This window comes from Lachnospira intestinalis (assembly GCF_040095895.1).
In the GTDB taxonomy this organism is placed as follows: domain Bacteria; phylum Bacillota; class Clostridia; order Lachnospirales; family Lachnospiraceae; genus Lachnospira; species Lachnospira intestinalis.
In genome coordinates this window covers 67,882-82,098 of sequence record NZ_JBBMFS010000007.1, presented here as the reverse complement: position 1 = coordinate 82,098, position 14,217 = coordinate 67,882, and the positions used below count along the sequence as shown (strand labels likewise).

Sequence of the window (14,217 nt, the reverse complement as noted above, 5' to 3'; positions counted from 1 at the left end):
AAATACAGGCGGCAGTGCTTTATGGCAGATTGTCAGTCTGTGTTATAGTTTTTTAAGTTCTCATTTTATTTGATTTATGCTACAATAAATTACAAAAGCTGGAGCAGGCTGCCTTGATGGCAGAAGAGAAATCGCCTGCGGAATGGGGATTAGTATGAATTTTACACATTTACATGTCCATACGGAATATTCACTGCTGGATGGTTCGAGTAAAATCGGAGAGATTACAAAGAGAGCAAAAGAGCTGGGAATGGACAGCCTTGCGATTACGGACCACGGTGTCATGTATGGTGTCATTGATTTTTATAAAGCGGCGAAGGAAGCCGGTATTAAGCCGATTCTTGGTTGTGAAGTTTACGTAGCGCCAGGTTCGAGATTTGAAAAGACACCGGGCGAATCTGAAGACCGCTATTATCATCTGGTACTGCTTGCGGAAAATAATACCGGTTATCAGAATCTGATGAAGATTGTTTCAAGGGGATTTACAGAAGGATTTTATTATAAGCCGCGGGTAGACTATGAAGTGCTGACCGAGTATCACGAGGGCATTATCGCATTAAGTGCATGTCTTGCGGGTGAAGTGCAGCGCTATCTTGCGCGTGATATGTATGAGATGGGAATGGAAGCGGCAAAACGCTATGAGAACATTTTCGGAAAAGGCAATTTCTTTCTTGAATTGCAGGATCACGGCATTTCCACACAGCAGTATGTCAATCAGCAGTTAGTCCGTATGTCGGAAGAATTAAATATTGAACTGGTTGCGACAAACGATATCCACTATACGTATGCAGAAGATGCGGATGCACACGACATTTTACTCTGTATCCAGACCGGCAAGATGGTAACGGACGAGAACAGAATGAGATACGAGGGCGGGCAGTATTACTGCAAGTCGCCGGAAGAAATGGCAGAGCTGTTTTCGTATGCACCGCAGGCAATTGAAAATACGTACAAGATTGCACAGCGCTGTAATGTGGAAATTGAGTTTGGCGTGACAAAAGTGCCAAAGTACGAAGTGCCGGAAGGATATGATTCATGGTCATATCTGAATCATTTATGCTATGAAGGACTGGCAAAGCGTTACCCGGATATGAACGCAGACGGGGAGATTGACAGCACACAGGGGATTTACAACATCAAAGAACGTCTGGAATATGAACTTTCGGTTATTCAGACCATGGGATATGTCGATTATTTCCTGATTGTATGGGATTACATCAATTATTCGCGTGTCAACGGAATCCCGGTAGGACCGGGACGAGGTTCTGCGGCGGGCAGTGTGGTTTCATACTGCCTTGGTATTACCGATATTGACCCGATAAAATACAGTCTGATTTTTGAACGTTTTTTAAATCCGGAACGAGTGTCCATGCCCGATATCGATGTCGATTTCTGTTATGAAAGACGGCAGGAGGTCATTGATTATGTTGTGGATAAATACGGAAAAGACCGTGTGGTGCAGATTGTTACATTCGGTACGATGGCAGCGCGTGCCGTTATCAAGGATGTAGGCCGTGTACTGGACCTGCCCTATGCCATGGTAGATTCCATTGCTAAAATGGTGCCACGCGAAATTGGGATTACGATTGATAAAGCGTTAAAAATGAATCCGGATTTGCGGGCAGCGTACGAGTCCGATGAACAGGTGCGCGATTTAATTGATAAGAGTAAACGTCTGGAAGGACTGCCACGCCATGCCTCCATGCACGCGGCGGGTGTTTTAATCAGCCAGAAAGCGGTTGATGAATATGTACCGCTGTCAGTCGGCTCGGATGGTTCGGTGGTTGCCCAGTTTGTTATGACAACACTGGAAGAACTGGGACTGCTCAAGATGGATTTTCTGGGACTGCGTACCCTTACGGTAATCCATGATGCGGAGGAGCTTATCCGCAAGCACACACCGGAATTTTCGATTGATGCGATTGATTACAGCGATAAGGCGGTTTACGATTTAATCGGTACGGGAAAATGTGACGGTATTTTCCAGCTTGAAAGTGCGGGGATGAAGTCGTTCATGAAGGAATTAAAACCGCAGAATATCGAAGATTTAATTGCCGGAATTTCACTGTACCGGCCGGGTCCGATGGACTTTATTCCGCAGTATATAAAAGGAAAGAACAGCCCGGATGCGGTTACATATGACTGTCCGCAGTTAGAGGCAATATTAAAGCCGACTTACGGTTGTATCGTGTATCAGGAACAGGTTATGCAGATTGTACGTGACCTTGCAGGCTACTCCTGGGGACGAAGCGATTTAGTGCGCCGTGCCATGTCAAAAAAGAAAGCTTCCGTTATGGAAAAAGAGCGGAAAAATTTTATTTACGGCAATCCGGATGAAAATGTGCCGGGCTGTGTCAACAACGGCATTGATGAAAAGATCGCCGGCAAAATTTACGATGAAATGATTGATTTTGCAAAATACGCCTTTAACAAATCCCATGCGGCGTGCTATGCGGTGGTATCCTTTCAGACAGCTTATTTAAAGACGCATTATCCGGTAGAATTTATGGCGGCGCTGATGACTTCCGTAGTCGATAATACGGCAAAAGTGGCAGGTTACATTTATGCCTGCCGTCAGATGAATATCCGGCTGTTACCGCCCGATGTGAATGAGTCCGAGCGTGGATTTTCCGTTGAAAACGGTGCAATCCGATTTGGTCTGTCTGCAATCAAAAGTCTTGGCAGACCGACAATTGCAGCCATTGTTAACGAACGGAAAAATGCACCGTTTACGACCATGCAGGACTTTATCACGAGGATGTTTTCCGAATTAAATAAGCGTACCATTGAAAATCTCATAAAATCGGGGGCATTTGACACCTTTGGCAATAACCGCAGACAGATGATGTTTGTTTATGCACAATTACTGGATAATGCCGTAAAACAGAGTAAAGATGCCATATCCGGTCAGATGTCACTGTTTGATTTTGTATCTGAGGAAGAAAAGACGGCTTATGAAGTGCAGATGCCGGACGTAGCGGAATATTATAAAGAAGAACTGCTCGCATTTGAAAAGGAGATTCTGGGCGTTTACGTCAGCGGACACCCGCTGGATGAATACGCGGCGATGTGGAAACGGCACATTTCTGCGATGACGACCGATTTTGAACTGGACGAGGAAACCGGCGAATTAAAGGCAAAAGACAATACGCGGGTTACAATCGGCGGCATGATTATGGATAAAACCGTAAAAACGACCAAAAACGGACAGCTCATGGCATTTCTTACGATTGAAGACCTTGTAGGCACGGTGGAAGTACTTGTTTTTCCACAGAGCTTTAACACCTACCGCAGTGTCATTGATACAAGCGATAAAGTATTTGTAACGGGACGTGTCAGTGCCAATGCCGATGAGAATGGAAAACTTATTTGTGAAAAAATTGTCAGCTTTGACAGTGTGCCGCAGAAGCTCTGGATTCGTTTTGCCAATATGGCAGAATATCAGGAAAAGCAGGAGGAACTGACAAAGATACTCGCACCGTCAGACGGACACGATAGTGTCATCATTTACTGTGCCGAGGAAAAGCTAAAAAAACAGCTCCCGCCGTCCATGAATGTCAAAGTAGAAGCCGGGCTGGTTGCACAGCTCCGGGAAGTGTTCGGTACAAAAAATGTCGAAACAACCTAGAAATTATATGGAAAATTGACAGAAATCATAGAATATTCATATTGAAATGCACATTTTTATGAGATACAATAGAAAACAGCAGGAATATAACAGATGATTGAGAAAGGAAGGGGAAGTTCTTATGGCAAAACAGATAAAAACAATTGGTATTTTGACAAGTGGCGGTGATGCACCGGGAATGAATGCGGCAATCAGAGCAGTTGTAAGAACGGCAATTAACAAGGGGCTGAAGGTAAAAGGAATCCAGAAGGGATACAATGGATTAATTAATGAAGAAATTATTGATATGGATAAGCGCAGTGTTGCCGATATCATCCAGCGTGGCGGTACAATTCTTTACACGGCAAGATGTATGGAATTTATGACACCGGAAGGTCAGAAAAAAGGCGCAGAAGTCTGCAAAAAGCACGGGATTGACGGTATTGTCGTTATCGGCGGCGATGGTTCATTCCGAGGTGCACAAAAGCTTGCGGAAGCCGGAGTCAACACCATCGGACTTCCGGGAACAATTGATTTAGATATTGCCTGTACCGATTATACAATTGGTTTTGATACGGCAATCAATACGGCAATGGAAGCCATCGACAAAATCCGTGATACATCGACTTCCCATGAGCGTTGCAGTATTATCGAGGTTATGGGCAGAAATGCAGGTTATATCGCGTTGTGGTGTGGCATCGCAAACGGTGCGGAAGACATTTTACTGCCGGAGCGTTATGACAATGACGAACAGGCATTAATTAACCATATTATAGAAGCAAGAAAGCGCGGAAAGAAGCATCATCTGATTATTAATGCAGAAGGTATCGGACATTCTACCGGCATGGCAAGAAGAATCGAGGCAGCCACAGGCATTGAAACAAGAGCAACCATTTTAGGCTACATGCAGCGAGGCGGTTCACCGACCTGCAAGGACAGAGTCTATGCTTCTGTAATGGGGGCATATGCGGTGGATCTGCTCTGCGAAGGCAAGAGTAACCGTCTGGTAGCGTATAAAGACGGTAAATTTGTCGATTTTGACATCGATGAAGCACTGGCAATGACAAAGGATATTGACGAATACGAGTTTAATATCAGCGCATTGCTTTCAAAATAACAGATAAGGATACAAAAAACTATGATTACAAGTACAAGCAGCAGTCAGGTAAAAACAGTTGTTTCCCTGCAAAAAAAGGCGAAAACCAGAAAAGAAACGAAACAGTTTGTGGTCGAAGGCATGAAAATGGTGTCGGAAGTACCGCAGGACAGACTGGTGAAAGTCTATTTTTCGGAAAGTTTTGCAGCGGCAAATGTATCGTTTTTAAACAAATTTGCAAAAGAACAGACAGAACTTGTCAGCGACATCGTTTTCGCGCAAATGTCAGATACCAAGACACCGCAGGGTGCGCTTGCCATTGTAAAAATGGCACAATATACGGTGCAGGATATGATGAAAGATAAACCGCTGCTTCTGCTTGTTGAAAATTTACAGGACCCCGGAAATCTGGGAACAATTGTGCGAATGGCAGAGGGTGCGGGCGTGACCGGCGTGATTTTAAGTCCGAACACCGTGGATATTTACAATCCAAAGACTATCCGCTCCACAATGGGTTCTGTCTATAGGGTTCCGTTCTTTTATGCAAAAGATTTTACACAGCAGCTTGCGGATTTAAAGCAGGCAGGTGTGCGGCTCTATGCGGCGCATCTGGATGGAAACTGTGAATACACACATCCGGATTATACCGGCTCCAGTGCATTTCTGATAGGAAACGAAGCCAACGGATTGACAAAAGCTTCGTCTGATGCGGCAGATGTACTTGTAAGGATTCCGATGCAGGGGCAGGTCGAGTCTTTTAATGCAGCAGTAGCCTGTACGATTCTTACATTTGAAGCAGTCCGCCAGCGCCGGACAGGGGTCAGGTAGAAAATGGATTTATAACGTGTTGTAATTAAGAATTGTAACTTTTTTTAACAAATTTGTAATAATTTTGAAGGGATATGGATATAGTTATCTGTGTCCCTTTTTTAGTGCGCACTTGCGGTGTATACCGCTTATGCGGTTAAAACGACCTCATGGACAGCGCCAAAATCTTGATAAAAGACAGGCGGATTTCTAAAAAGGCGGTTTGTAAAATTAAATTTTTTATAAAAAAATCAATGAAACTGTCGGGGAATAAACGGAAACCCTAGAATCTATGCGGCTTTGTAACGAATTTGACAAATAAGTGTAACTTTGGTATTATACTTTCGTAACAAAATGTAACAATTCTGTAACATTTTGTCAGGTGTCGGAAAGGACACCGGAAAGGAAAAACTTTATGAAACTTAGAAGTAGCATAGCGGCGAAGTACGCTGGAGTAGCAATGGTGATGTGTCTTATGCCAGTAGTGCCAGTAGTAGCCGACGCACAAACTACCTATGAGCAGCAGCAAAGTACAGAACAGAATAATACATCAAATATTCAGGTATCTTACGTAGAAAAGGTATCCGATATTGTTGCAGCAGGTTACGAAACAGTATATGAAACCAATTTTGCAGGCGCGCAAGATTACGCAGCAGAAGCCGTTGCTTTAACCGATTCTTATATTGAAGTCAAAGCAGGTGCTGACGAAGATGCCGAAACAGTCGGAAGATTATATGACTATTCTTTAGTATATGTGGATGAAACAGGTACAGAATGGACAAAGATTACTTCCGGAAATGTTACAGGCTATGTAAAAAATGCGCAGTTATGTTTCGGACAGGAAGCCCAGGCAGTAATGCAGGAGAGTGAAGAACAGGACAAGGAGCTTGTTGCCGGTTATACGCTCGAAGAAGCAGAAGAAAAAGAGGCGAGAGAAGAAGCAGAACGGATTGCAGCAGAAGAAGCTGCAAGAAAAGCAGAGGAGGAAGCAGCCAAGAAAAAGCAGGCGCTTTCAAGTGTCGGCACGACATACGGTTCTTCTGTGGATGCATCCGACGAGGAAGTGTGGCTTCTGGCATGCATCATAGACTGGGAAGCAGGAAGCGAAAGCTATGAAGGAAAGCTTGCAGTTGCAAATGTTGTTTTAAATCGTGTAAAGAGCGGCAAGTGGGGCAGCTCCATTACATCAGTAATTTATGCACCAAAGCAGTTTTCAGGTGTATCAGACGGCAACGGCAATCCATCCGCAAAATTTGCAGCCAGATTGTCAAGCGGTCCGAACCAGGCATGTATCCAGGCAGCAAAGGAAGCTTTATCCGGTGTGAACAATGTAGGAAATTATACATTTTTCCGTTCGCTTTCCATCGCAAATTATTCATCTTATGACAGTTATATGATTATCGGAAGCCATTGCTTCTATTAATCATTTAAATAATAGTAGTTTTTATGGAATGGTATTTTTGTATACTGTATTCAGAAATAATGAATACAGTTCTACAGAAGTACCGTTTTCTTTATATTGATGGAATTTTCAGATACAAACTCCTGTATTTTCATGGAAAACAGTGCTTGAATATTTACAGCTTTTTGATATAATATGAATAAATATGATATGTGCGTGAGGTGATTCATATGATAAATATTAAAGATTTTTGTGATATGGAGCAGTTTGAACAGATTATGTCCAACTGGGCGAAAGCTACGGGACTTGCGACAGTCGCTGTAGGTGCTGATGGCAGATACATTTCCGAGTGTTATAATTTTACGGAATTTTGTATTGATTTGACAAGAAAAAGTCCGGAAGGGTGCAGACGATGCGAAAAGTGCGACAGGGAAGGCAAGGGCGTATATTTCTGTCATGCAGGACTGATTGATTTCGGTATCGAGTTAAAAATCGGGGACGAAGTGGTTGGCTCTGTGATTGGCGGACAGGTATTGTCCGAAACACCGGACGATGAAAAGTTCCGTGCGGTCGCAAGGGAAATTGGTGTCAATGAAGACCGGTATATTGCAGCATTACATAAGGTCACAATACGCAGTGAAGAAGCAATCCGTGCCAGTGCAGAACTGCTGGGGCAGGTTTTAAACAACTATATTAATGCCCAATATATGGAAAAGCACAATAAACAGATTATTGGAAAGCTGGGTACAGGCGCAAAGGATGCCGAAGAGTTGGTCAACAGGATTAAGGAAAAGACGGTACAGCTAAATACCGTTCACGGAAAGCAGAAGATTCTTGCGTTAAATGCGAGTATTGAAGCGGCAAGAGCCGGGGAGAACGGCAGAGGCTTTGCGGTGGTTGCCGGAGAAGTCGGAAAGTTATCCGATTTTATCAATGATATTAACAAAGATATCAATAAGCTTGTCGGAGAAATTGATACCGTTGTTCATAAAATGAATGAATAAGAAAATGAGAACCCGGCCGTCAGGCAGGGGATAGGAGGACACATGAACTTAACAGGACGCGATTTTTTAACATTAAAGGATTTTACACCGGAAGAAATTCTGTACTTGATTGATTTATCCGCAAAGTTAAAGGATATGAAAAAGAAAGGCATTGTAGAACAGCCGCTGCGCGGTAAAAATGTAGCACTCATTTTTGAAAAGACAAGTACAAGAACACGCTGTTCCTTTGAAGTAGCAGCACATGATTTAGGCATGGGCGTGACCTACCTTGACCCGCAGGGTTCCCAGATTGGCAAGAAAGAAAGCATTGCAGATACGGCAAGAGTGCTTTGTACAATGTTTGAAGGCATTGAGTACAGAGGATTTGAGCAGACGATTGTGGAAGAACTGGCAAAATATTCATCTGTACCGGTATGGAACGGTTTAACTAACGAATACCACCCGACACAGATGCTTGCGGATATGCTGACAATCCGTGAAAAGCTCGGCAGATTAAAGGGCGTGAAGTTCGTTTATATGGGCGATGCAAGATACAACATGGGTAATTCCCTGATGATTGTCTGTGCAAAGCTCGGACTGCATTTCACAGCCTGCACGGCAAAAGAATATTTCCCGGATAAAGAGCTGGTAGCACAGTGTGAAGCATGGGCAAAGAGAAGCGGCGGTTCAATTACATTGACAGAAGACGTAGAAGAAGGCACAAAGGGCGCTGAAGTTTTATATACCGATGTATGGGTATCCATGGGTGAACCGGACGAAGTATGGGCAGAGCGAATCAAGGCACTGTTACCGTACCAGATTAATAAGAAAGTTATGGAAAATGCAGCACCGGATGCAATCTTTATGCACTGCCTGCCGTCTTTCCATGATTTAAAGACTAAGATTGGCAAGCAGATTCATGACAAGTTCGGCTTAGATGAAATGGAAGTAACGGACGAAGTATTTGAATCTGAGCAGTCCGTTGTATTTGATGAAGCGGAAAACAGAATGCACACCATTAAAGCGGTAATGGCAGCAACACTGGGCGCTTATTAATTCAAAAAAAGAAACGGAGCAGAAGATGTATTATACCACGAGTGGAGCATACCGGAAATCTAAAATGCTGATTGACTATGCAACGATTGCACTGACGGCAGTGATTATGATTTTATTTATCTTAATCCTGTTTCTGCGCAGTAACAGCGGAATCTTATTTCCAATCGTTTTCCTGGCAGGAGCGCTTATCAACGGCTTATCCGGGATAAAAGCATTTATGAATAAAAAAAGGCTGTCGGGAGTATTTCTGATAATTGCCGCAGTGATTCTGCTGATTGTAAGTGCAGCAGTCGGACTGGCAGTATTGTAAGATGTAAGAACCGGCAGAAGCATCAGCCGTAAAAATGGGCTGCCGTACTAAGAGAGAAAAGACAGATTCTTAGTGCGGCAGCCCTGCTATATGAAAGATTCTAATGGAGCAGGGATTCATGAAAACAAAGATATTAAGACAGTTAAGAACAACAAATGAATATGTTTCCGGTCAGATGTTATGTGATGAGCTGGGGGTGTCAAGAACTGCCGTATGGAAAGCAATCAACCAGTTAAAAGAAGAAGGTTATACGATTGAGGCGGTGCAGAATAAGGGCTATAAGATTACGGGATATCCGGACATTTTAACGGCAGAGGAAATTGAGAGCCAGTTAAATCCCGACGATACGGTAAAAAAAGTGGTCTATGCGCCGGAAATTGATTCCACCAACAATGAAGCCAAAAGAAATGCAGAAAACGGAGCAAAAGACGGCACACTTTATATTACGGAAAGCCAGACCGGCGGCAGGGGCAGGCGGGGCAGACAATGGGTGTCTCCGTCAGGAAGCGGAATCTGGATGACACTGCTGTTACGTCCGCAGATTAATCCTGCCAATGCCTCCATGCTTACAATCGTTGCAGCGATGGCAGTGACTATGGCAATCCGCAGGGCAGTTGCGGAAACAGGCGTAGACGTGGAATGTCATATTAAGTGGCCCAATGACGTCGTTATCAATAAAAAGAAAGTCTGCGGCATTTTAACAGAGATGAGTGCAGAGCTTGACTGTATCCACTATGTAGTGATTGGTATTGGAATCAATGTCAACACAACGGAATTTGCAGACGAAATCAAAGAAACTGCCTCGTCTCTTTTTGTCGAAACAGGAAAGAATATCAAACGAAGCCGCATTGTAGCACTGTTTGCCGAAGAATTTACAAAATACTATCAGAAGTTTTTAAATACAGGCGATTTAAGCGGTTTGGTGCAGGATTATAATGAATTGTTAATCAATGCGGGCAGGCAGGTGCGGATTTGTGACGCAAAAGAAGAATTTACCGGTGTTGCGGCGGGGATTGACAGCCATGGGGAATTGCTTGTGACCAAAGAGGACGGCACACAGGCGGTCATATCGGCAGGAGAAGTATCAGTGAGAGGATTATATGGATATGTTTAATGAAAATGTAGTGCTTTGCGCATCCAGTGCGTATGAGAAAAAGTTTTATCTGAACGAAGCCTTTGACAAGCTTCCGGAGGATATTAAAAATGAATTAAAAATTATGTGTGTGCTGTTTACCGAGGAAGTCGGCGGCATTTTAACACTTGAATTTGACGAAAACGGCACGCTGTTATTTAAAACTGAAGCCGATGAAAATGACCTGCTCTATGATGACATTGCCTGCGGTATGCTGATTAAGAAATTACAGTATGAAAAGCGGGATTTGTTAGAGTCGATGGAAATGTTTTACCGGGTGTTTTTCCTTGGAGAATAACGAATAGGAGAGTGTGAATGTTTATAGGAAATGTAGAAATACAAAATCCTGTTGTACTGGCACCGATGGCAGGCGTTACAGACCTGCCATTTCGTCTGTTATGCAAAGAAATGGACTGCGGTCTTTTGTATACGGAAATGGTCAGCGCAAAGGCAATTTTATACGGCAATAAAAATACAGAAGCATTAATGCAGGTAACACCGAACGAACACCCGATTGCATTGCAGCTGTTTGGCTCAGATCCGGAGGTGATGGGTGAGATTGCAAAGCGTGTAGAGGAACGGCCGTTTGACATTATTGATGTAAATATGGGATGCCCGGTTCCAAAGGTTGTCAATAACGGTGAAGGCTCGGCACTGATGAAAAATCCGGTGCTGGTCGGAAAAATCGTAGAAGCCATGGCAAAAGCCGTTCAAAAACCGGTAACGGTTAAAATTCGTGCGGGCTTTAACGATGAAAGCATTAATGCACCGGAAATTGCCCATGTGATTGAGGAGTCCGGCGGGGCGGCAGTTGCCGTACACGGGCGTACAAGAGAACAGTATTATTCGGGAAAGGCAGACTGGGACGTTATCCGCAGGGTTAAAGAAACGGTTAAAATTCCGGTGATCGGAAACGGTGACATTTTAACGGGACAGGACGCTATCCGGATGTTTGAAGAAACCGGCTGTGATGCCGTGATGATTGGACGCGGTGCGAGAGGCAACCCATGGATATTTTCACAGGTGAGCCGCTATTTAAAAGATAAGACGGTGCTTGCACCGCCGACAACAAAAGAAATCTGTGATATGATACTGCGCCATGCCAAAATGCTCATTGAAGCAAAGGGCGAATACACCGGAATCCGTGAAATGCGCAAGCATTTTGCATGGTACACGGCAGGCATGAAACATTCTGCGGCACTGCGCGGCAGGGTCAATCAGGTGGAGCATTTTGAAGAACTGGAACAACTGGTGGATATGGTACACGGGGCTGATGAAACAAAGTGAAGTTTGATACAGCTGATTGACAGATGAATATGATTAGGCTATAATATTATGACTAGTTTTAAAATGTTATAAATGTAGAAAGGGATAGATGAAAATGGCAGAGAAACAGTTTCTTACAAAGAAAGGTTACGAAGAACGTGTTGCATTACTGGAGAACTTAAAGGTTGTCAGAAGAAAGGAAGTTGCCCAGAAGTTAAAGGAAGCAAGAGAGCAGGGCGATTTATCTGAAAATGCAGAATACGATGCAGCCAAGGACGAACAGAGAGATATTGAAACACAGATTACAGAGCTTGAAGCAATTTTAAGCAATGCAGAAATCATTCAGGACAATGATAAGAGTACAGACCGTGTTAAAATGGAAAGTGTTGTAAAGCTGCATGACATCGAATATGATGAAGATATTGAGTATGTTATCGTCGGTTCTTCCGAAGCAGACAGCTTAAACAATAAGATTTCCAACGAATCACCGCTCGGTGCCGCTCTCATCGGCAAGAAGGTTGGAGAAATCGTAAAGGTAGAAGCACCGGCAGGCGAAATCGAGTATAAGATTGTAGAAATTATAAATGAATAGTCGATAAGGAGAAAGAACAGTGGCGGAGAAGAATAATACACAGATGCCTGATGTCAATGAACAGATTAAGAACCGTATGGATAAGTTAAAGACTTTGCAGGAAGAAGGCAGAGACCCATTCGAGATTACAAAGTACGATGTGACAAACCATACACAGGATATTAAAGAACATTTTGAAGATTTTGAAGGCAAGGAAGTATCCATTGCAGGACGATTAATGGCAAAGCGTGTCATGGGTAAAGCCTCTTTCTGCAATGTGGCAGATTTAAAGGGCAACATTCAGTTATATGTAGCAAGAGATTCTGTCGGAGAAGAATCGTATGCACGTTTTAAGAAATTTGACATCGGCGATATTGTCGGCGTAAAGGGTGAAGTTTTCAGAACACAGAAGGGTGAAATGTCTGTTCATGTATCTGAAATCACACTTTTAACAAAGAGCTTACAGGTGCTTCCGGAAAAGTTCCATGGCTTAACAGATACAGAAGTGCGTTACAGACAAAGATACGTGGATTTAATTGTAAATCCGGAAGTCAGAACAACATTTATGAAGCGTTCACAGATTATCAAGGAAATCCGTAACTTCCTTGATGGCAGAAACTTCATGGAAGTAGAAACACCAATGCTCGTTTCCAATGCAGGCGGCGCGGCTGCCAGACCATTTGAAACACATTACAATGCACTGGACGAAGATGTAAAGCTTCGTATTTCACTGGAATTATACTTAAAGCGACTGATTGTCGGCGGCATGGAACGTGTTTACGAGATCGGCAGAGTATTCCGTAATGAAGGTGTGGACACCAGACACAATCCTGAATTTACATTAATGGAACTGTATCAGGCATATACCGATTACAACGGCATGATGGAACTTGCAGAAACCATGTACCGTACAGTATGTGAAAAGGTAAACGGTTCACCGGTTGTAAAATACGGTGATATCGAAATCGATTTTTCAAAGCCGTTTGAGAAGATTACAATGGTTGATGCTGTTAAGAAATATGCAAATGTGGATTTCTCAAAGATTGAAACACTTGAAGAAGCAAGAGCTGTTGCAAAGGAACACAATATTGAATTTGAGGAAAGACATAAGAAGGGTGACATCTTAAATTTATTCTTTGAAGAATATGTAGAAGAACATCTGATTCAGCCGACATTTGTTATGGATCACCCAGTAGATATTTCTCCGCTGACAAAGAAGAAGCCGGACGCACCGGAATATACAGAACGTTTCGAGCTGTTTATGAACGGCTGGGAAATGGCAAATGCGTACTCTGAATTAAATGACCCGATTGACCAGAGAGAACGTTTTGCGGCACAGGATGCGCTGGCAGCAGCCGGTGATGACGAAGCCAACCACACAGATGAAGACTTCTTAAATGCGCTGGCATACGGTATGCCGCCAACGGGTGGTATCGGATTCGGTATCGACAGAATGGTTATGCTGCTGACAGATTCCGCAGCAATCAGAGATGTTTTATTGTTCCCGACAATGAAGTCCTTAGATGGTGTAAATAAGAAAAATGATGTAAATAATACAGCTTCTGAAGCACCTGAAAAAAATGTAAAAACTGAGTCTGAAAAGATTGATTTTTCTAAGGTAAAGGTAGAGCCTTTATTTGAGGAATTTGTTGATTTTGATACATTCAGTAAGTCAGATTTCCGTGCAGTAAAGGTTAAAGAGTGTGTTGCAGTACCGAAGTCAAAGAAACTGTTACAGTTTACTCTTGATGACGGAACAGGCACAGACAGAACCATTTTAAGCGGTATTCACGCTTATTATGAGCCTGAAGAACTGGTTGGAAAGACGCTTATCGCTATCACAAATCTTCCACCGAGAGCTATGATGGGCATTGACTCTTGCGGTATGCTCCTCAGTGCTATTCATGAAGAAGAAGGCGAAGAAAAGCTTCATCTTCTGATGGTAGATGACCACATTCCGGCAGGTGCAAAGCTCTATTAAGATGAT

At 43.3% G+C, this 14,217-nt stretch carries 12 protein-coding genes; all 12 read left to right on the top strand.

Annotated features, from left to right (window positions below; all coding sequences use genetic code 11):
* Window positions 1-154 precede the first annotated feature (154 nt).
* The 12 genes from WMO37_RS09315 (at window position 155) to lysS (ending at window position 14,211) form a co-directional block, all read left to right on the top strand.
* Window positions 155-3,628: a DNA polymerase III subunit alpha gene (locus WMO37_RS09315; protein ID WP_349154860.1), complete on the top strand. Its 3,474-nt coding sequence runs from the start codon at window positions 155-157 to the stop codon at window positions 3,626-3,628.
* 121 nt (window positions 3,629-3,749) lie between these two features.
* Window positions 3,750-4,724 (top strand): 6-phosphofructokinase, encoded by a 975-nt coding sequence (gene pfkA, locus WMO37_RS09310; protein WP_022431955.1) that lies wholly within the window; start codon window positions 3,750-3,752, stop codon window positions 4,722-4,724.
* Between the two features lie 21 nt (window positions 4,725-4,745).
* Window positions 4,746-5,531 (top strand): TrmH family RNA methyltransferase, encoded by a 786-nt coding sequence (locus tag WMO37_RS09305; protein WP_227090069.1) that lies wholly within the window; start codon window positions 4,746-4,748, stop codon window positions 5,529-5,531.
* 394 nt (window positions 5,532-5,925) lie between these two features.
* A complete protein-coding gene (locus WMO37_RS09300; RefSeq protein WP_227090070.1) occupies window positions 5,926-6,933 on the top strand; it encodes a cell wall hydrolase in 1,008 nt (335 codons plus the stop codon).
* Window positions 6,934-7,142: 209 nt separating this feature from the next.
* Entirely contained in the window at window positions 7,143-7,916 is a 774-nt protein-coding gene (locus WMO37_RS09295) for a PocR ligand-binding domain-containing protein (RefSeq protein WP_349154859.1), read from the top strand.
* Between the two features lie 42 nt (window positions 7,917-7,958).
* Window positions 7,959-8,951 (top strand): ornithine carbamoyltransferase, encoded by a 993-nt coding sequence (argF, locus tag WMO37_RS09290; protein ID WP_022431951.1) that lies wholly within the window; start codon window positions 7,959-7,961, stop codon window positions 8,949-8,951.
* 25 nt (window positions 8,952-8,976) lie between these two features.
* Complete coding sequence (locus WMO37_RS09285; RefSeq protein ID WP_022431950.1) at window positions 8,977-9,261, top strand: DUF6637 family protein; 285 nt, start codon at window positions 8,977-8,979, stop codon at window positions 9,259-9,261.
* Between the two features lie 118 nt (window positions 9,262-9,379).
* On the top strand, window positions 9,380-10,375 hold the full coding sequence (locus WMO37_RS09280; RefSeq protein WP_349154858.1) for a biotin--[acetyl-CoA-carboxylase] ligase: 996 nt from the start codon (window positions 9,380-9,382) through the stop codon (window positions 10,373-10,375).
* Window positions 10,368-10,691: a DUF6145 family protein gene (locus tag WMO37_RS09275; RefSeq protein ID WP_227090126.1), complete on the top strand. Its 324-nt coding sequence runs from the start codon at window positions 10,368-10,370 to the stop codon at window positions 10,689-10,691. Before WMO37_RS09280 ends, WMO37_RS09275 begins: the two co-directional genes overlap by 8 nt.
* A gap of 17 nt (window positions 10,692-10,708) precedes the next feature.
* The gene (dusB, locus tag WMO37_RS09270) at window positions 10,709-11,680 is read left to right on the top strand and encodes a tRNA dihydrouridine synthase DusB (RefSeq protein ID WP_022431947.1); all 972 of its coding nucleotides are present in this window, start codon (window positions 10,709-10,711) and stop codon (window positions 11,678-11,680) included.
* A 94-nt stretch (window positions 11,681-11,774) separates the two neighbouring features.
* Entirely contained in the window at window positions 11,775-12,251 is a 477-nt protein-coding gene (greA, locus tag WMO37_RS09265) for a transcription elongation factor GreA (RefSeq protein WP_022431946.1), read from the top strand.
* Between the two features lie 43 nt (window positions 12,252-12,294).
* Window positions 12,295-14,211, top strand: a complete 1,917-nt coding sequence (lysS, locus tag WMO37_RS09260) for a lysine--tRNA ligase (RefSeq protein ID WP_436970281.1) — start codon at window positions 12,295-12,297, stop codon at window positions 14,209-14,211.
* Window positions 14,212-14,217: the final 6 nt, after the last annotated feature.